Origin of the sequence: Streptomyces filipinensis (genome assembly GCF_014649495.1) — a bacterium.
GTDB lineage: Bacteria > Actinomycetota > Actinomycetes > Streptomycetales > Streptomycetaceae > Streptomyces > Streptomyces filipinensis.
The window spans coordinates 393989-411930 of the sequence record NZ_BMTD01000005.1 but is presented as its reverse complement, the minus strand read 5'-3'; the positions used below and the strand labels follow the sequence as shown (position 1 = coordinate 411930).

Below are 17942 nucleotides of genomic sequence, written 5' to 3'. Positions count from 1 at the left end.
TGGTCAGGACCAGTTCACATGTATGCACCGGGTTCAGTGACACGTCCGGGGCGCGATACAGAGTTGCGGGGCGGAGGGCTCCGGTCAATGGTCCGGACCGAAAACGTCGGATGCGTTTCCGGCCAATCTCCGCTCCTTTCACTGACTGAACGGTCAGTAGAGGCGGATGTCGCCATCAGGAATGCATGGCGGCACGTGATCGTTGACGCCTGTCGACAACCGAAGGATCAAGAGGCTCGTGAGCAGCAAGGTCCCCCCGATCACCCTCCCTGCGGCGCGTCCGGGCAGGGCCCCCCGAACCACACGCCGCCCCAGCCGCGGGCGTGGAGGAGCAGCAGCAGGGTGGTGGCCCTCGCGGACGTCGCGGCCAACTGCTCCCAGTGCGGGATTCCCGGGTGGTCGCGAGGCTGGAAGACGACGGCGAGCAGCATCGGGGCGCGCAGGTGCTTGGCGGCGATCCTCTCGGCCAGGTCGGCGGAGGGCAAGGAAGCCTGCCGCCACCGCCCAGGAACAGTCCGGAGGACGCAACCGGTGGGACGGTGTGCTGCCGCTGCGGGCCCTGCTGGTCGAACAGCCCGACCAAGCTCACGAGCCGACCGGCTACCGGATGACCAAACTGCCCGCCACCACCCCGATCGCCGACCTGGTGCGGTGGGCGAAGATGCGCTGGCGGATCGAGCACGACTACCGCGCACTCAAACACGGCCTGGGCCTGGACCACTTCGAAGGCCGCACCTGGCGCGGCTGGCTCCACCACGTCACCCTCGTCACCGCCGCCCAGGCCTTCCTCACCCTGCGGCGACTCGACCCAACAGCCCAGATGCCGGCCTGACCCTCTACCAGGTCCTCGACGAGCTCCAGGACCTGCTGAGGTGCTGGACCGGCACCTGCACCACCTGCGGCCACCCCCCTACCGACCAGCAGAACCAGAACCTAACGAAGCACTACTGGGACTTGTCCGGCCGATCATGTCCAGAGCCGGATCCGCCGGCTGCGGCGGTGGCCTTGTTGCGATCGTCAGAGACCGCCCCCACCCAATAGGCTGACATGTACAGTTCCGATCTGGAGTGTGGTGGGTATGCAGGGCACGCCCATCGGATTCCGGAGGCGCGGAGGTCAAAGGGGGAGGTCGTGTCATGTTTGCCGTGATCTACCGGTGGCGTTTGCACGAAGGCAAGGAGCAGCAGTTCGCAGCTGGTTGGCACCGCGTGACACACGCGATGCACAAGCACTGCGGCAGCTACGGATCACGTCTGCATCAGGCCGATGACGGCACCTGGGTGGCGTACGCACGGTGGCCGGATGCCGCCACTCGCGAGGGGTGCCCAGACGTGGACCCCGAAGGGGAAGCCATGATGAGTGAGGCGATCGCTGAGCACCTCCCCACCATTCGATGTCATGTGGTGGACGACCTTCTCGCAGAACCCCGCGACTAGGCCCGGCCGATCATGTACGGAGCCACATGACCAGGGCCGCCGCAAGCCGGGTGGCCGTGCGCCGCGTGAGCCTCTGCGCACGCGGGCGGCCTGACTGTCGGCCTTCTCCGGGCTGATGGGCCGGATGCCCCGGCGCCGCAGGTAGGTGCGGCACGGACCGTTGCTGTATCCCTTGTCGGCCGTGAGACTGTCGGGTTTCGTGCGTGGCCGGCCCGGCCCGATGCGCGGAACGCGGATCTTTTCGAGCACGGCCTTGAGCTGGGTGCAGTCCGCTCGTTGTCCGCCGGTGACGACCAAGGACAGCGGGCGGCAGCGGCCATCCGCGCTCAGGTGGAGTTTGCTGGTGAACCCGGGGCGCGAGCGGCGCAGGCCCTCACCTCCTGCACCACCTCCACCAGCCGGGCGAGCAGACTCCGCCACGATGTTTCGCACCGATGTTCCACTACTTCGGCCCCCTTTGAAGCGGGCGCCGGCGGTGGTTCGGTGCGGGCACCGGCCGCGTGCTGATGGGCGCGCACGACGGTGGAGTCCGCCGCGATGTCCCAGTCGATCTCTCCCGCAGCATCGGCCGCGGCCTGGACCTGCTGCAGCAGACGCTCCCGGGTGCCTTCGGCCGAACGCAGCCGGTGGCGTTCGTAGGCTGTCTTCCACGGCCCGAACCGCTCTGGGAGATCGCGCCATTGCACCCCCGTCCGTACTCGGTGAAGGATCCCGTCGATCACCTGCCGGTGATCCCGCCACCGGCCACAACGCCCGTTGCTGACCGGCAGGAAGGGCCGCAGCCGATCCCACTCCGCATCCGTCACATCGCCCCACCTCATGCTCACATCAGCGATCTGAACAGTAGTTAGTCACTTGATCGGCCGGACAAGTCCTAGCTGTTGCGGGCCGGGACGTTGTTGACGGCGCGACCTGGCTCACAGCGCGCCGGGAAGCGTTTCAACGGCTGCGCCGTGTGATGTGCGGGGGCCGGGTCGCCGGGGGTGCCAGCAGTGAGCGATGGCTCCTTCGGCGAGCAAGAACACCGTTCGATCACCGGCATCCCGGTGGCCTGTCCCCATGCCGCGATCGGGTCGTGGAATGCGTGTCTGTTCCCGCTCCGCTAGCGTCCGCCCCCACCCCGACGAACAGTGGCTAACGGAATGAGGTGGAGGGTTCCTGGTAGGAGCAGTCTTGGTGTGAGTTTGTGCCTTCGGCTGGGAGTGAGGGCATCGTCTGTCTGGAGGGATTGCTACCCCTCCTGCGCGCTCCGCGTTCTACCTCGTTCAGCGCGGAACTCATCCAAGAGGGAGAAGAACATCTCCATGGGCGGAGTACCCGCTGCCTCAGCCGCCCGTTCGATCTCGACAGCCCAGCCCAGGTTGCTGGGGTACGTCATGTTCATCCGCTTCCACAGCCACTGAGAGAAGGGGCCGCTGTTCCAGAAGTCGAAACTCTCATCGCTGCCATGGATCTCAGAGGCGACTGCGTAGCCGACGAGCATGGAGTCGAGGTGCTGAAGAGAGCTGCGGCGGACCCACATTCCCGGGCGGAGCCTCACCTGGTCCAGGAACTCGTCGACATCGCGCAGCTCTCTCGGCTTGCGTGGCCCGGGCCTGCCGGCCGCCAGCTCAGTCATACCTGCAGCTTACTGACAACTGCTAACACAGGGAGCGAATCTGTCGGTGGGTGATGAGACAGCAGGCGAGTTTGAGGAAGGCTTCGTGGATGTCGGCTCTGCGTTCCCAGCGGATGCGGAGCCGTTTGAAGCCGTGGAGCCAGGCGAAGGTGCGCTCGACCACCCAACGGTAGGTGCCCAAGCCGGTGCCGTGTTGCGTGCTGCGGCGTGCGATGGCCGGCACGATGCCACGGGCGCGGACTTGGTTGCGGTAAACGTCATGGTCGTATCCGCGGTCAGCGAAGAGCGAGTCTGGTCTGCGGCGTGGGTGGCCGACCCTGCCCCGAGATCCGCGCGTTGACCGACTCGATCGCGTTGGTGGTGCAGACGATGCGGCGGATCTCGGTGTCGAACCGCAGGAACGGAGTGAACTCCTCCCACGCGTTCTCCCACAGCTTCACGCTCGCCGGATACTTCCTGCCCCAGGCATCGACGAACTCGGTGAACCGCTCGAGAGCGGCCTCCGCGGTCGGCGCGGTGTAGACGGGCCTGAGAAGCCTGGCGATCTTGTCCCAGTCCTGGCGGGTGGCATAACGGAAGGAGCTCCGCAGCAGGTGGACCACGCAGGTCTGCACGATGGTGCGAGGCCAGACCGTCTCCACCGCCTCGGGCAGACTCTTGAGCCCGTCGCAGACCAGCATCAGCACGTCGCTCACGCCGCGGTTCTTGATCTCGGTGAGGATGTGCAGCCAGTGCTTGGCGCCTTCGCCGCCGTCGCCGGCCCACAAGCCCAAAATCTCGCGCCGGCCTTCGGTGGTGACGGCCAGGGCCACGTAGATGGGCCGGTTGGCGACGGCGCCGTCGCGGATCTTCACGTGGATGGCGTCGATGAAGACCACCGGATAGACGGGGCCCAGAGGGCGGCTTTGCCATTCGACCATGCCCTCGAGGACCTTGTCGGGTGGTGGAGATGGTCTGCCGGGAGACCTCGGCGCCTAGACCTCCGCCAGGTGGGCCTGGACCTCGCCGCTGGTCAGGCCCTTCGCGGCCAGCGAGATCACCATCTCGTCGACGCCGGTCAGGCGCTTCTGCCGCTTCTTGACGATCTTCGGCTCGAAGGAGCCGTCCCGATCGCGGGGCACGGCTATCTCCACCGGCCCCACGTCGGTCAGCACGGTCTTGGAGCGTTTGCCGTTGCGGGAGTTGCGACCGTCTTTGCCCGCCGGATCGTGCTTGTCATAGCCGAGGTGGTCGGTGATCTCGCCTTCGAGGGCGGACTCCAGCAGCCGCTTGGTCAGCTGCTGGAGCAGCCCGCCCTCACCGGTCAGATGCAGGCCCTCGGCCTGAGCCCGGCCACATTCTCACTGGTCATCGATGCATCTTCCATGATCGGGAGTTACACCGAACGATTTACAGTCCCGCGCCAGCTACCGGGCTGCGCACTGTCAGGAGCGGCCCAGCACGCGGGTGAGGCCAGCAACCAGTGTGGTGGCGAGTATCCATCCCGAGGCGATGAGCACGTAGGTGAACCACTGGAGTCCGCTCTGCGGCAGGAACGCTTTCTCCTGGCCGAAGTCGATGATGGGCAGCAGGAGGTCCAGTGTGTAGATCGAGGAGTTGAAGTCCGGACCGTGGCCTGGGTCGGCAGGACGTGGCTCGCTGATGCTGAAGACGACTGCGCCGAGGACGGTGAGGATGATGAGCCAGCCGCCGGCCAGGGCTGGACGATAGCCATATCCCGCGACGACGTCCTGCAGCCAGTCCCAGATCTTGGTGGCCCACGGCAGCGTTGAGCGGTGGTGACGGTACTTGGCGCGCAGAACCCTGCGGGCTTCGCCGTCATGACCGAGGGCCCGGTAGGCCGCCGCCAGTTGCTCGTAGGGGTGAGGCAGGTACTGCCCGTTCAGGCTGGTCTGGAGCCAGGCGAGCCGAGTACGGGTCGAGCGCGGCGGCAGCGGTTCGAGTCGCTCGTAGGTGAGCGCATCCAGGTCCACCAGGGGACCTTCGTGGGCACGGTCGATCAGCTTGCCGATGGTGGCTCCGCGCAACGAGACCGACTTCGTGTCCGTCTGTGCCGTGGTGATGTCCAGGCGTCGGGCGTGGATGTCATCGAGGCGGATTGCCGGCTGGTCTGGGGGAACATCAGAGACCACCGCTTGCGAGAACAGTGCCTCGCCGTTGATGCGTGCCCCGGTCAGAATCATGCCGTGCGCCACCCGGATCTCCGACGCCCACAACGTGTCGCACGTCAAGAGCGGGGCCCCGAAAGCTGGTTTGTCCTCTGCGCGCCCGATGTCAGCCTGGCGCAGGTCGATGCCCCCGATGCGTGCGCTGGCGAGAGCCAGCCATTTCCCCACGGAGAGGCCGAAGCGGCCGTTGAACCATGACCCGATCGTGAGGAGATTTCCGTTGATCCCACCGCCGACCTGTGCGCGATCGAGGTTCAGGTCGAGCTTGATGTCGCTCCCCTGGATCCAGATATTTCCCTCTACGACCGCGTTCCGCATGTCGAGGCCTGGGCTGGTCAGTGCCTCCGCGCTGAGCTCGGGCAGATGGGACCCGGACAGGTAGACCGCGAGTGTCGTGGCATGCCGAAGGCTCACCGACTCGGAGAAGGAGCATCTGTCGAAGTCGATCTCGTAGCCGATAGTCGCAGAGGTGAGGTCGAGTGCACCGGTCACTCGTGCGCCTGTGACACGGAGCGCACAGACCTTTCCGGGACGGGCGGGCGGCCCATGGAGGAGCAGGACAGCGATCACATGAGCTCTGATCTGCCGCTCCGGCCCCCAGGCCGACCCAGTGGAGGGATCGTCATCCGCTTCAGCGCCTGTGCGCAGGTCCAGCATGCTGCCGTCACGGAAAGCGGACCAGAGTCGGCGCTCAGGGGGGCTCCAGCTTCTTGGCGGTGACAGGTCATCGGGATCGCGGCGATGGGCCATGGTTCGTTGTACGGGCATCCCAGCCCTTGGCACCAGGGGTGTGGGGCAGGAACTTGCCGGGGCACCTCAGTTGACCCATCTCGCCGCAGTCGGTGGTCGTCGCCCAGGTAATGTCCGCCGCCGGGAGGTCTCGGATGAGGCAGGGGGCAGCGGTCACCGTACGTGGTCGTCGTGCCGGCGCCGGCGGCCGGGGGCTGGCCTTTCCCTCCCGCTGACGCGATGGGTACGCGGCTCCTCGGGAAGCGGCTGGTGCTCGCGCTTCGCCTCGATGATCTGCGCCGTCGCCTCGGGTGTACTGGTCGCGGAAGTCCAGACCCGCGGGGTCGTCCCGGGCCAGCGCGAGGTGCTCTGGCTGCTCGTCCGGCTGTTCAGCGGCGGCCTGTTCAATGTCCGCCCTGACTGTTCACGAGCTAGTGTCCGTGCCTGGACGATCGCGACGTCCTACGTGCCCGTTGCCGGGCGCTGGCGCTGCTCGACGTTGTGCTCGGCGGTTTTGCTGCGAGGCACGACTACTTGACGTATGGATCCGGACCCTCGACGGGGTGTGAGGGGTGGTGTGTCACGGGCGGGGGGACCTGTACCAGCTCGAAGCCCCGGTCCAGTTCGTCGATCAGCCACTCCGACAACGTCGCCGCGGTTCTGCAGGAACCGTCCGCGAAGGTCGGCGACCTGTAATCTCCACGCCTTCACGAAGCGCAGGGCCTGGCCAGTCGGCCGGACCCTTGCGCTTCGTGAGTTGCGCCGTCCCCTGACGGTTTTGGCTTGGGCCTGCTGGAGGTCGGGGGCCAGGCTGCTGGAGGAATGGTGACTCGCCTGCCGTTGGCCCGCTCCCAGAGGGATTGAAGGACGAAGCGAATGGGGGCGGGGGTGGGTGTGGTGCCAGGGCAGGACGTGTTGACGTAGACGCGGCTGGGGGGAAGTCGGCGGTGATGGCGCGGGAGCCGGCGTAGCCGTCGCTGTCGGTGGCGGTGGTTAAGCTGGTGTGGTTGTCGGCGAAGACCGGTGGTGCCGGTGAGCTGGAAGGTGACGGTGATGCCTTCCAGGCCCGGGCCGATGGAGTTGGTGACCCGGGCCACGCAAGGTCGCGGGAAACGCGTGTCGGACTTGGCCTGCTGGTTGTTTCCGGATTCGATGACGATGTGGACGCCGCCGGCAGCGGTGACGGTGAGCTGGTAGTAGGCGGCCGGGATGTCGGGGTGGTCGGGGGCACTGGCCCGGACACGGAAAGTTCCCGGGGCAAGGCCGGCCAGGAGGGCTGCCGCTCCAGACCCTCTTCGACCGGCCGACGATCGAGGCGGTGGCCGGAGAGCTTGAACGCCGCCTGCTGGAGCATGTGAACGAACTGTCCGAGGACGAAGTGGGGGCGCTGCTGGAAGAGATCGCCAAGTAACGGTGCGACGGCGGCGACAGAGTGAAAAAGGGCGGATGCGTGACTCCGGGGGTACCACGAGGCCGTTGACAGAATTGCGGCGCTCGACGAGGACGTCGTGGAGTGTTTCGTTGGATGACCGCCTGGTGACCAGCAAGCCCGCAGTGCTCGGCCGTTCCCTCCACCGATGTACCGTGCCGCCCACCAGAGGCTTCCTGGTGGGTGGCACGCCGCGGGCGTGCGGCCTGCTGCTGTATCAGCTGGCGGGGCCCAGGTCGCGCGTACCGCCTGGAGCGCTCAGCCTACTGGCGGCCGGGGCCCGGACCCCGAGGCGTGGCCAGGATCTCGCGGCCGCGGTCAGAGGTGATCAGCTGGGCCAGGATCGGGTCGGCGAACAGGGATATCGGGGCGATATGGTCCTCGCACACCGGGTGCCACAGGCGCAGCGCCGCACGAAGTTCTGGCCAAGCTTCGTCACACAGAGCCGCGCGGACCTTGGCGGGGTCGGACCGCGGGTCGGGTTCCGGCCGCGAGCCGCCGCCCGCGTACAGGGTGATGACGATCGGACTCGTACGGATCGGCGGCCCGTCGGGAGCCTGGAAGGCCGGCTGCCCGGCGAGGCGGTCGACGACGCCGTGCACGGCCGCATCGAACTCGGGCCCGCCGAAGGTAAGCCGGAAGCCCGGCTCGGCCGTCCGGGCCTCGTACTCGGCGACGAGTGCCCGCACAGGTGCGGGCGCGTACTCCTTGAGCCGTGGCAGGGGCCGCAGGTCGTGGGGGTGGGCGAGTTGGTCATGCCGGACCAGCAGCGGCAGGAGTTGCGCGGCGAACAGCGGACTGAGCAGGAGGTCGTCGATCTCCGGGCGGTACCACATCAAGCTCGCGACGTGGCCGCGCCAACCGCCGAGCATCGCCTTCATTTGCATGCTCAGCACGTCGGCCCGCTCCCGCCCGTACTCGTGCGCCTGGGCGAACACCGCCAACGGTCCGTCGACTGCCCCGGTCAGCGCATCGCAGCGGGCCCGCTCGACCTCCGCGTCCCAGTGGTCCCGGGTGGCGCCCGGCGGCTTGCGCAGGGCGTGAAAGGATATCCACTGTCGGCGCATGAGGTCGTAAAAGGAGCCGTACCGCTCCGGTCCCTCGCCGGACCAGGAGGCGAGCCAGTACGCCGCCCACTCGCCGTCCTCGTCCACGTCGTCCGGGTCGAGCAGCATGACCGCCGCGTCACCCTCAAGGGACAGGCGCAGGGAGCGCGCGAGGACCTTCGCCTCCTGAACGCCGAACGCTTCCTCGCCCTCCTCCACATCGTCCTCCGCAAGGTCTTCCCACACCTCGATCCAGGAGCGGTCGTCGGTGTCCCGCAGCCATTCCAGCTCCGCAGTGCCCGCCAGCCGGTAGATGAAGTTGCCCGCGTCCCGCCACCCGTTGGTGACCAGCAGGAACTCCCGCAGCGAAGGCGGCAGCCGACGCCCCAGCCGGGCCTCGGCTGCGATGACCTCGGCCTCACTCGCCGACGCGAACCCGAGCCAGCTGTCACGCACGACCTCCGGCGCGAGCGGCGCATCCATCTCCGGGTCGTGCCCCGCGATCCACTCCGCGCTCCACTGCTCTAGAAACGGCCGCCACGCCGTGCACTCATCCATCGATCCCTCCGCCTCTCACTCTCCGTCGTATGACTTCCACTTCACCTCACCACAGGGGTATGACAACGGGTTGCGGCCCCGGCTCGGCTCCGCTCCGCTCGACCTTGTCCGTGGCATCACGATCGCGTCGAGGCGCGGGCCGAGGAAGAAGGGGATGGAGTAGCGGTGCACGCCCCGACTGCGGGCTGACGACCCGGTGTTGCGTGGCTTTCAGATAACCCTGGGTGGCCATCTCCAGCATCTCGCCGATGTTGAACACGAAGGCGTTGGGCACCGGTACCGCGTCGATCCACTCGCCGTCCTGGCGCCGCACCTGGAGCCCGTCCACCTCGTCCTGCTGGAGCAGCGCAAGATAGCCGTAATCCTTGTGCGCGCCTACGCCCTGGTCGGCGTCCTCGGCGGCGCGCGGCGGATAGTGCACGATCTTCACGTGGACGGCCGCCTCGTCGTCGAACCACTGGTCGAAGTAGCCCTCGTCCTGTCCGAGTGCGGCCCCGAGGGCCCGCAGCACCTCACGGCTCACCCGCAGCGCCTCCGCCTGCCAGCGCAGCACGGTGTCCCTCAACTCCGGGAGCCCGGAGGGCCATTGGCCGGGACGATCAGACGCGGGTAGTCGGTCATCCAGGCCGACATCGAGCGCCTCCCTTCCGGCCCGATGTCGATCTGCTCCCGCCAGTCGGCACTGCCCGCCGTGTACTCAGTTCCGGTGCGCGTATAGCCGTGGAACTGGGTCGAGTTGAGGTTCTCGATCTCCAGTCGCCGCTCCTCGGGCAGCGCGAAGAAGGCGCGGGCCGCGCTCAGCACCTCGTCGCGCAGTGGTGCGGGGACGCCGTGCCCGGTGACGTAGAAGAAGCCGACTTCGTGGGCGGCGGAACGGAGTTCGGCGAGGAAGGCGTCACGGTCGGCGTCCGGGGCGCGGAAGCGGGAGATGAAGAGAGAGGGTGCGGGTCGCGAGCCGTGGAACGGCGATCAGCAACAGACCTGGTCGAACTGGTCGGCGCGGCGGCTCACCCAGAACGAGTCGAGCAGCACCGTGTGTGCCGTGCCAGTGGTCTCCATGACCGGATCGAAGCACACCCGGGAAGGTACGTCCACCACGTATCCCGCAACGTGAGACACCCTCGTTGTGCTGGTGAATACCGCCGCCGCTGTGGTTATCTGGCTCCATGACCGTGCTCGTGACCCGCCGCCACGTGGACTACGTGCGTGTCACCACCACGGGTTGTCCCGCCGCGAGCTGACGCCGCGCTCCGGCTTCTGACCAGCATCTTTCTCACCGCTTCACGCTGACCGCCGCCCTCCGTCGGGGGCGGCTTCCGGCGCTGCGGTTCCCGCACGCCTTCCCACTCTCACCCTCCGCACAGGGAGCAGCACCATGAGCCAGCCCATCGACTCCGTCACCGCCGGCCACACCCCCGAGGAAACCTCCGCCGGGCCTGACACCTCCGCGTGGTCCTTCGAGACCAAGCAGATCCATGCGGGTGCCGCGCCGGACCCGACGACCGGGGCGCGGGCGACGCCGATCTACCAGACGACGTCGTTCGTGTTCCGGGACACCCAGCACGCCGCCGACCTGTTCTCGCTCGCCGAGCCCGGCAACATCTACACCCGCATCCACAACCCCACCCAGGACGTCTTCGAGCAGCGGATCGCCGCGCTGGAGGGCGGGGTCGCGGCGGTGGCGCTGTCCTCCGGGCAGGCGGCGGAGACCCTGGCGATCCTGACGCTGGCGAGCGCGGGGGACCACATCGTCTCCAGTGCGTCGCTGTACGGCGGCACGTACAACCTGTTCCGGCACACGCTGCCGAAGCTCGGCATCGAGGTGTCGTTCGTGGACGACCCGGACGACGCCGAGGCCTGGCGGGCGGCGGTCCGGCCGAACACCAAGGCGCTGTTCGCGGAGACGCTGGGCAACCCGCGCGGCAACGTGCTGGACGTGCGGGCGGTTGCGGACGTGGCGCACGCGGCGGGCGTGCCGCTCATCGTGGACAACACGGTTCCGACTCCCTACCTGCTGCGGCCCATCGAGCACGGCGCGGACATCGTCGTGCACTCGGCGACCAAGTTCCTGGGTGGTCACGGCACCGCGATCGCGGGTGTCGTCGTGGACGGCGGCACCTTCGACTTCGGCGCCCACGCCGACCGTTTCCCCGACTTCACCGAGCCTGACCCCAGCTACCACGGTCTGCAGTACTGGCCCGCCCTCGGCCCCGGCGCCTTCGCCATCAAGCTCCGGGTGCAGCTGCTGCGTGACCTTGGCCCGGCGCTCTCCCCGCACTCGGCGTTCCTGCTGCTGCAGGGCGTGGAGACGCTGAGCCTGCGCATCGAACGGCACTCCGCGAACGCCCAGGCCCTGGCCGAGTGGCTGGAGCAGCGCGACGAGGTCGCGGCCGTCCACTACCCGGGACTGCCCTCCAGTCGCTGGTACGAGGCCGGGCAGAGGTACCTGCCGCGCGGTGCCGGTGCCATCGTCTCGTTCGAGCTGCGGGACGGCATCGAGGCGGGCAAGCGGTTCGTGGACGCCGTCGAGCTGTTCAGCCACCTCGCCAACATCGGCGACGTCCGCAGCCTCATCATCCACCCGGCGTCCACCACCCACAGCCAGCTCGACGAGGCACAGTTGGCGGCCACCGGCACCTCACCCGGCCTGGTGCGGCTGTCGGTCGGCATCGAGAACCTCGCCGACCTCAAGGCCGACCTGGAGGCCGGGTTCCGCGCGGCCAAGGGCGCGTCCTGAACACCGTACTGACGCCCTCCGAGGTCCCCCTCCCGCCGGCCACCGGGGCCTGGCGGGAGGGGGACCCGCCCGGGCGTCGCCAGTGGTACGCCCGCGAGACGCCGCTTGCACTGGAGGCGGGCGGCGAACTGCCGTGCGCGCGACTGGCGTTCGAGACGTGGGGGCGGCTCGCGTCGGACGCGTCCAACGCGGTCCTCGTCCTGCATGCCCTCACCGGAGACAGCCACGTGGTCGGCCCCGCCGGACCCGGGCACCCCACCCCCGGCTGGTGGGACGGCCTCATCGGACCGGGACGGGCCCTGGACACGGACCGCTGGTTCGTCGTGGCGCCGAACGTCCTCGGCGGCTGCCAAGGCAGTACCGGGCCGTCGTCGCTCACACCGGACGGCCGCCGCTGGGGCGGCGATTTTCCCTTCCTGACCCAACGTGACCAAGTCGCTGTCGAGGCCGACTTGGCCGACGCGCTGGGTATCGACCGGTGGGCGCTGGTGGTCGGCGGCTCGATGGGCGGGATGCGGGCACTGGAATGGGCCGTGTCGTATCCCGAGCGCACCGGCGCCCTGCTGCTGCTCGCCTCGACGGCCGCGGCGAGCGCCGAACAGATCGCCTGGGCGAACATCCAACTGCACGCCATCCGCGCAGACCCGCACTGGCGTGGCGGCCACTACCACGACACCGGTCAAGGACCCCACGCCGGACTCGGCCTGGCCCGACGGCTCGCCCACGTCACCTACCGCAGCGAGCCGGAACTCGCCGTCCGCTTCGGCCGTACGCCCCAGGGCACGGAGGACCCCTGGAGCGGCGGCCGGTACCAGGTCGAGTCCTATCTCGACCATCACGCCGCCAAGTTGGTGCGCCGCTTCGACGCGGGCAGCTACGTCGTCCTGTCCGAGGCCATGAACAGCCACGACATCGGCCGGGGCCGTGGCGGCGTGCGCGCCGCCCTGCGCCGGGTGACCGCCAGGACACTCGTGGCCGGGGTCGACTCCGACCGCCTCTATCCACCGTCCCAGCAGGCGGAACTGGCGTCGGGTATCCCCACCGCCGCTGACCTCCGGCTGATCGAATCCCCCTACGGCCACGACGGCTTCCTCATCGAGGTGGAGCAGGTCGCCGCGCTCGTGGGAGAGCTCGTCCGCTGAGCGGGTCCGGGAGGTCCCGGCTCGCCGAGCGGCTCAGCCGCCGAGTTCCAGCGGCAGCGCCGGATCCTTGGACCACTCCTGCAGCGAGCCGTCGTAGACGGCGATGTCGTCCCGGCCGAGGAGGGTGAGGGCGAGTGCCGTGCCCGCAGCCGAGATGCCGCCGCCGCAGTACAGGACGACCGGTGAGTCGGCGGTGCCGTGGAGGACCGCGTCGGCGCGGGCGGCGAGGTCGGGGCCGGGCAGCTCACGGCCCGCGAAGTCCAGCAGGTCACGGCCCGGAAGGCCGCGGCTGCCGGGGATGTGGCCGCGGCGGCTGTAGCGAGTGGGAGCGGAGCCGTGGAAACCGTCGGCCAGCAGGGCGCACACCAGTGTGCCGGGACGGTCGCCGCGGCTGATGGCGGCCACCTCCTCGATCCCCACCCACAGTTCTGGACGCGGGAGCGGGGTCAGAGGCGGCACGGCCGGAGCCCGGTCGGTGTCGTCGCCGATGTCGTCGCCGCCGACGAGCGGACGCCCGGCCGTCTGCCACGCCTCCAGGCCGCCGTCGAGGACGGCCGCCGCCACGAGCACGGTCGGCTCACCCTGGAGGAGATCGCCCGGTTGCCCTGCGGGGAAATCATGGTGCCGGTCAGCTCCTCCGTGGCGCGTCTTCTCCCGCAGCTGCCGGCGCAACAGCGCGATCACGCCGTGGCCAGCGGTGTTCTTCGCACGGCGGAGGTCGAGCGGCGGCGCAACGGGACCGCACCCGACACCGGCATCAACGTCCTCGACCTCGCCGCCCAGAGCATCGAGTGGCTCGCCTCGGCGGCCAGGCACAGCGCGCGCCCCCGCCCGCACCTTCCCGCCGCCCGGCCGGACCGGCAACCCACTGCCACGCCGGGATCCTCCTGACGAGCAGCAGGGCGTTCTCGGTACAGCCCTGCTGGTGGCAGTTGGGAGGCGCCCCCTCGCTTCCGCGCGAGACGAGCCGGGGCCCGCTGGAACGCTGCGCGGTAGCATCTGGCCCAGGCGGCTGCAGGTGCCAGCGGTGAGCGGAGCGGGCCGTCGGCCGGGGAGGCCCACGCCACCGTGGGAACGCTGGGGCCGGCCAGCGGTGCGCGCCAGGGCGCACGTTGACGGGTGCGTCTGCAGCCTGGTGCCGTCCGTGTCAGCCGGTCCGGGCGGTGAGCAGTTGGGCGCGGGTGTAGGTGGTCGTGGCGTCGGAGGGCGTGTCCCGCAGCAGTTCGAAGAGGCGGCGGGCGCATCGGGGTCGTCTGGCCGGACCGCTGGGGCGGAGATGTCCCCGAGGAGGACGTCGACTAGGGTCTGTTGCGAAAGTGGATCTTGTTCGTTGATGATCACGTCCTGTGGGACGTGGGGATCTGACGAACGGGCAGTGGGCCCGGGGCTGGAGCCGTTGTTGCCCCGGGGCATCAAGCCGGGTCGTCCGCAGGTGTGGACGCGGCGGCAGCTGATTGACGGCATACGGTGGCGGACCCGGACCGGTGCTCCCTGGCGGGACGTGCCCGAGCGTTATGGGCCGTGTGATCGGGTCTATGACCTGTTCCGGCGCTGGCAGCGGTACGGCACCTGGGCAAGGATCCTCACCCAGCTCCAGGCCGAGGCGGACGCGAAGGGCCTGATCACCTGGGACGTCAACGTCGACTCCACCGTCTGCCGGGCCCACCAGCACGCCGCCGGGGCAGCGAAAAAGGGGACCTCCAAAAGGAACCGCCCGGCGGGATCTTCGTCGAGCCGGCCGACCACGGCCTGGGACGCTCGCGCGGTGGACTGACCAGCAAAATCCACCTCGCAGTCGAGCAGGGGCAGAAGCCCTTGTCGGTCGTGATCACGGCCGGGCAACGGGGCGACTCCCCGCAGTTCGAAGCGGTCCTGGAGGCGTGTCGTCGAGTTGGCCGGATGCCCGGAGGCGGTCCAGGCACAGGAGGATCACCGGAGACTGCTGCGCCGCTCCCCCGTCGCTGGTTCGTCGTTCGAGGTCGCTGAGGCGGTCACAGCCTGGTGGTGGGCGCAGAAGTGGCCCGAGGAACGCCTGTCGCCGATGAGGCCGGAGGCGGCCGTGCCCGCAGGCGAGGATCCGCAGCGGTGGCGGATCCTGGCGCGGGATCTGGTCACCTACCCCGAGACCGTCACCCTCGCCAGACTTCTGGCCAGCCCGGCCTGGCAGCTCCGTGTCGCTGCTGACGGTGGTGGTCACCTCCCCTACCGGTTGGCTGATGTGCCCTGCGTGCCCAGCGAGCTGGGCCATCGCTTGCGGCGATCGTGGCTCACCGAGCGTCTGGCCGCCTGCACCCACGGACCGCTGTTTGCCTGGACGTACCAGTGCGTCCGTCGCAGGATGCTCGTGCAGACCTATTACTTGCAGCTCCGGCTCCGGGGCCGCGGAATACTCGGCTGCAACTGAGGCTGGCCCGCTCATAGGATCCTCGTTCGAGGCGCTGACACGGCGCCCTGCCGACCGTTGGCACTCAACGGACCGAGGATGCGTGGCGCAATGAGCAGCCGACTCTTCGCAATCTCCTTCGACGCGCACCAGCCTGAGCGCCTAGCGCACTTCTGGTCCGGCGTCCTGGGCTTGGAGAGAGCCGACGATCCTTACGATGGCGTCGCCCTGCTGTCCGGGAATGACGGCGGCTACCGCCTCGGCTTCCGTCCCTCCCAAACGCAGAAGGCCGCCCAGAACCGGCTGCACTTCGACCTGACCAGCTCCTCCCTGGAAGACCAGCAGGAGACCGTGGCCAGAGCGCTCGACTTCGGTGCGCAGCACGCTGACGTCGGCCAGGGACCGGACGCGTCCCATGTGGTACTCGCCGACCCCGAGGGCAACGAGTTCTGTGTCATCGAGCCGGGCAACAATTTCCTCGCCGGCTGCGGCTTCATCGGAGCGCTCGCCTGCGATGGTTCGCAGACCGTGGGCTACTTCTGGAGCGAGGCGCTGGGCTGGCCGCTGGTCTGGGACCAGGACGAGGAGACCGCCATCCAGTCACCGAACGGCGGTACGAAGATCACGTGGGGTGGTCCGCCGCTCATGCCGGACCCCGGCAAGGACCTGCACTTCGACCTCGCACCGGACGACGATCAGCAAGCGGAGGTCGAGCGCCTGCTCTCCCTCGGAGCGAAGCGTCTCGACTCCGCCCACGGCGGGGACAGCGCAGTGCTGCTGGCCGACCCCGACGGCAACGAGTTCCGCGTGCTCACGCGCCGGTGAAGCGGAGCCGCGGTAGGCGGTCGCTGCTGCGAGGAGCGCAGCCAAGAGTCGGGCAGGCCCCGTCACCCAACGAGCAGCTCAACGCGCCCCGCGAGTAGAGAGCCACACCGAACCCTGAATTGACGAGTTGGTGCGTGATAGCGGGTGAAGCGTGTTTGCCTTGCTCGCGGCTGATTTCCGGTCATGACTGTGCGGTCGGAGACGAGGCCGGCGATGGCTCGGTAGGTCTCGGGCAGGCGATCGCGGCGATGGGTCCGGCGCATGAGTTGCTTCCAGCGTTTGTGGCCGGCGAGGGCGCGCTCGACGGTGATGCGGTCGGAGGAGTGCCGGTGACGGTCACGTTCCCACTGCTCGACTCTCCCGGGCAGTGCGCCAGGTCGTGGCTTCCTCGGTGGTGTGATCGCCTGGCCGGGGTGATCACGTCTCAGGCCGAGGTAGCCGTCGTCCCGGAGCACTTCCACGTCGGGGAAGTGCTGGAAGCAGTCGGCGATGCCTTCGCTGCGGGCGGCCGTGGCGTCATACATGCGGCCAGGTCGCAGGGCATCGGTCCATAACGTGCAGCCACGCCAGCCGGCGATGACGGTGGCCTTCATGGTGTTCTGCTTCTTCTTGCCGGAGACGAACGCGCGCCGTCCGCCGCGGCTGGCGAGGGGACGGCGGACTTGGATCTCGGTGACGTCGAGGCCCTGGTGACGGTGGGGCGGTCGACGCCGAACAGCAACCCGAGGACGGCGGGCGGGAAGTCGTGCCGCAAGTGGATGAGTGTGGCCACGAGCCGGTCAGCGAAGACGAGCTGGTGGCGGACAGCAGCACCCGCGGCCCGCTTTCTCGTCCCGCCTCGCACTTCATGACGGCGGCCTTCGACGGCAGCCTGCCATGGCTGCGCCAACTCCTCGGCCAGGCAGCTCAGATGACGCCGAGAGATACCTGTGAACAGCTGATGCGACAGGACCGCCCGATTGACCGCGATCGCCACAGATGGATCATGCCATCCACCAGCACGGACGCTTCACCCGCTATCACGCACCAACTCGTAAGACCGTGTCCTATGTGGTGAGGCGGACGTTGACCCGGTATGGGGCGGGGAACGTGGAGTTGGATCGTGCCGGACGGGCTGTGGGACATTGCGAAGCCGCTGATTCCGGAGCAACGAACACGGGCGCAGGGCGGCGGAACAGCCAACACCCCTGATGACACGCTGTTTGCGGCCATCATCTATGTGTTGGTCAGCGGTTGCGCCTGGCGGGCGCTGCCGCCCTGTTTCGGCGTCTCGAAGTCCACGGCCCATCGCCGATTCCTCATCTGGTCCAGAGCTGGCGTCTGGGCCCGTCTGCACGAAGCGGTCCTGCACCAGCTCGACGACGCCGGCCTCATTGACGTCACCCGCGTCATCCTCGACACCGCCCACGTCCGGGCGAAAAAAGGGGCGAACACACACCCATGGTGGCGGGTCACCAAACGAGACACGACCCCCATCGCGGCCGCTACTTCAAGGCGGGGCGGCTACACGCGGACAAAGCGTATGACCGGCTCGACCTGCGGGGATGGTTACGCGGCAAGCGCATCGGAGTCCGGATCGCCCGCAAAGGCATCGAATCCAGCGAACGATTGGGTCGTCGTCGCAGGTGGGTGATCGAGAGGACGATGTCGTGGCTGTCCGGCTACCGCCGACTCCACCCCCGATATGAGCGCGGTCCCCGCAACTACCTGGCCTTTCTCGGCCTGGCCGCTGCCCTGTGCTGCTACAAGCGACTCGTCCGCCTCACCCCATAGGACACGGTCTATGGGGTCGCGCAGCTAGTGCCCTGGCCGGGAAGGTTCGCCGGGTTGGCCGTTGGAGCGGTTGGATGGGCGGTGCCGTTCGTTCCGAC

General features: G+C 68.7%; 15 protein-coding genes and 6 pseudogenes. 9 read left to right on the top strand and 12 right to left on the bottom strand.

Annotated elements, in window-relative coordinates; genetic code table 11:
* Positions 1–260 precede the first annotated feature (260 nt).
* A complete protein-coding gene (locus IE244_RS15205; protein ID WP_191874094.1) occupies positions 261–485 on the bottom strand; it encodes a nitroreductase family protein in 225 nt (74 codons plus the stop codon).
* On the opposite strand from IE244_RS15205, the pseudogene IE244_RS15200 reads away from it, so the two are divergent.
* Both IE244_RS15200 and IE244_RS15195 read left to right on the top strand, forming a co-directional pair.
* Positions 449–832 (top strand): annotated as a pseudogene (locus IE244_RS15200) (IS701 family transposase); the annotation flags it as partial. The gene IE244_RS15205 and the pseudogene IE244_RS15200 overlap by 37 nt on opposite strands.
* A gap of 304 nt (positions 833–1136) precedes the next feature.
* Positions 1137–1436, top strand: coding sequence for an antibiotic biosynthesis monooxygenase (locus IE244_RS15195; protein ID WP_031173738.1), 300 nt, complete (start codon positions 1137–1139; stop codon positions 1434–1436).
* Between the two features lie 138 nt (positions 1437–1574).
* Here IE244_RS15195 and IE244_RS43160 read toward each other — a convergent pair.
* The 9 genes and pseudogenes from IE244_RS43160 to IE244_RS41995 form a co-directional block, all read right to left on the bottom strand.
* A pseudogene (locus IE244_RS43160) lies at positions 1575–1856 on the bottom strand (transposase); the annotation flags it as partial.
* On the bottom strand, positions 1763–2242 hold the full coding sequence (locus tag IE244_RS15190; RefSeq protein ID WP_191874029.1) for an IS5 family transposase: 480 nt from the start codon (positions 2240–2242) through the stop codon (positions 1763–1765). The pseudogene IE244_RS43160 and the gene IE244_RS15190, both read right to left, overlap by 94 nt.
* Before the next feature lie 425 nt (positions 2243–2667).
* Complete coding sequence (locus IE244_RS15185) at positions 2668–3054, bottom strand: hypothetical protein (RefSeq protein ID WP_191874028.1); 387 nt, start codon at positions 3052–3054, stop codon at positions 2668–2670.
* Between the two features lie 22 nt (positions 3055–3076).
* A pseudogene (locus IE244_RS15180) lies at positions 3077–3379 on the bottom strand (transposase); the annotation flags it as partial.
* Positions 3330–4316 (bottom strand): annotated as a pseudogene (locus IE244_RS15175) (IS256 family transposase). The pseudogenes IE244_RS15175 and IE244_RS15180, both read right to left, overlap by 50 nt.
* Positions 4317–4478: 162 nt before the next feature.
* Complete coding sequence (locus tag IE244_RS15170) at positions 4479–5714, bottom strand: hypothetical protein (RefSeq protein ID WP_191874027.1); 1236 nt, start codon at positions 5712–5714, stop codon at positions 4479–4481.
* Positions 5715–7643: 1929 nt separating this feature from the next.
* Positions 7644–8984 (bottom strand): SMI1/KNR4 family protein, encoded by a 1341-nt coding sequence (locus tag IE244_RS15165; protein WP_191874026.1) that lies wholly within the window; start codon positions 8982–8984, stop codon positions 7644–7646.
* A gap of 46 nt (positions 8985–9030) precedes the next feature.
* Positions 9031–9549: a 2OG-Fe(II) oxygenase family protein gene (locus IE244_RS42000; RefSeq protein ID WP_229854124.1), complete on the bottom strand. Its 519-nt coding sequence runs from the start codon at positions 9547–9549 to the stop codon at positions 9031–9033.
* A complete protein-coding gene (locus IE244_RS41995) occupies positions 9546–9914 on the bottom strand; it encodes a 2-oxoglutarate and iron-dependent oxygenase domain-containing protein (protein ID WP_229854141.1) in 369 nt (122 codons plus the stop codon). Before IE244_RS41995 ends, IE244_RS42000 begins: the two co-directional genes overlap by 4 nt.
* Positions 9915–10359: 445 nt before the next feature.
* Here IE244_RS41995 and IE244_RS15155 point away from each other — a divergent pair, with 445 nt between their 5' ends.
* Entirely contained in the window at positions 10360–11721 is a 1362-nt protein-coding gene (locus IE244_RS15155; protein ID WP_191874025.1) for a bifunctional o-acetylhomoserine/o-acetylserine sulfhydrylase, read from the top strand.
* Positions 11718–12863, top strand: a complete 1146-nt coding sequence (gene metX, locus IE244_RS15150) for a homoserine O-acetyltransferase MetX (protein ID WP_191874088.1) — start codon at positions 11718–11720, stop codon at positions 12861–12863. The genes IE244_RS15155 and metX overlap by 4 nt, the downstream gene beginning before the upstream one ends.
* Before the next feature lie 33 nt (positions 12864–12896).
* Here the strand turns inward: metX and IE244_RS41990 are convergent, their stop codons facing one another.
* Positions 12897–13433, bottom strand: coding sequence for a sulfurtransferase (locus tag IE244_RS41990; protein WP_229854123.1), 537 nt, complete (start codon positions 13431–13433; stop codon positions 12897–12899).
* A gap of 48 nt (positions 13434–13481) precedes the next feature.
* On the opposite strand from IE244_RS41990, the gene IE244_RS15140 reads away from it, so the two are divergent.
* From IE244_RS15140 to IE244_RS15125, 4 genes are all read left to right on the top strand, one after another.
* Positions 13482–13754, top strand: coding sequence for a hypothetical protein (locus tag IE244_RS15140; protein ID WP_191874024.1), 273 nt, complete (start codon positions 13482–13484; stop codon positions 13752–13754).
* A 385-nt stretch (positions 13755–14139) separates the two neighbouring features.
* The gene (locus IE244_RS15135) at positions 14140–14637 is read left to right on the top strand and encodes a transposase (protein ID WP_308436265.1); all 498 of its coding nucleotides are present in this window, start codon (positions 14140–14142) and stop codon (positions 14635–14637) included.
* A gap of 117 nt (positions 14638–14754) precedes the next feature.
* Positions 14755–15267: a hypothetical protein gene (locus IE244_RS15130; protein ID WP_191874093.1), complete on the top strand. Its 513-nt coding sequence runs from the start codon at positions 14755–14757 to the stop codon at positions 15265–15267.
* Positions 15268–15357: 90 nt separating this feature from the next.
* The gene (locus IE244_RS15125) at positions 15358–16071 is read left to right on the top strand and encodes a VOC family protein (protein ID WP_191874023.1); all 714 of its coding nucleotides are present in this window, start codon (positions 15358–15360) and stop codon (positions 16069–16071) included.
* Between the two features lie 179 nt (positions 16072–16250).
* Here IE244_RS15125 and IE244_RS15120 read toward each other — a convergent pair.
* Positions 16251–17047: pseudogene (locus tag IE244_RS15120) on the bottom strand (transposase family protein); the annotation flags it as partial.
* A 99-nt stretch (positions 17048–17146) separates the two neighbouring features.
* Here IE244_RS15120 and IE244_RS15115 point away from each other — a divergent pair.
* Positions 17147–17844, top strand: a pseudogene (locus IE244_RS15115) (transposase).
* The last annotated feature ends 98 nt before the right edge of the window (positions 17845–17942 follow it).

What these genes read in the sequence shown, in the direction of transcription:
- IE244_RS15125 (WP_191874023.1), top strand. Translation starts at nt 15,358, where the DNA reads ATGAGCAGCCGACTCTTCGCAATCTCCTTCGACGCGCACCAGCCTGAG.
- IE244_RS15165 (WP_191874026.1), bottom strand. Translation starts at nt 8,984, where the DNA reads ATGGATGAGTGCACGGCGTGGCGGCCGTTTCTAGAGCAGTGGAGCGCG.
- IE244_RS15155 (WP_191874025.1), top strand. Translation starts at nt 10,360, where the DNA reads ATGAGCCAGCCCATCGACTCCGTCACCGCCGGCCACACCCCCGAGGAA.
- IE244_RS15135 (WP_308436265.1), top strand. Translation starts at nt 14,140, where the DNA reads ATGTCCCCGAGGAGGACGTCGACTAGGGTCTGTTGCGAAAGTGGATCT.
- IE244_RS15185 (WP_191874028.1), bottom strand. Translation starts at nt 3,054, where the DNA reads ATGACTGAGCTGGCGGCCGGCAGGCCCGGGCCACGCAAGCCGAGAGAG.
- IE244_RS15140 (WP_191874024.1), top strand. Translation starts at nt 13,482, where the DNA reads ATGGTGCCGGTCAGCTCCTCCGTGGCGCGTCTTCTCCCGCAGCTGCCG.
- IE244_RS15195 (WP_031173738.1), top strand. Translation starts at nt 1,137, where the DNA reads ATGTTTGCCGTGATCTACCGGTGGCGTTTGCACGAAGGCAAGGAGCAG.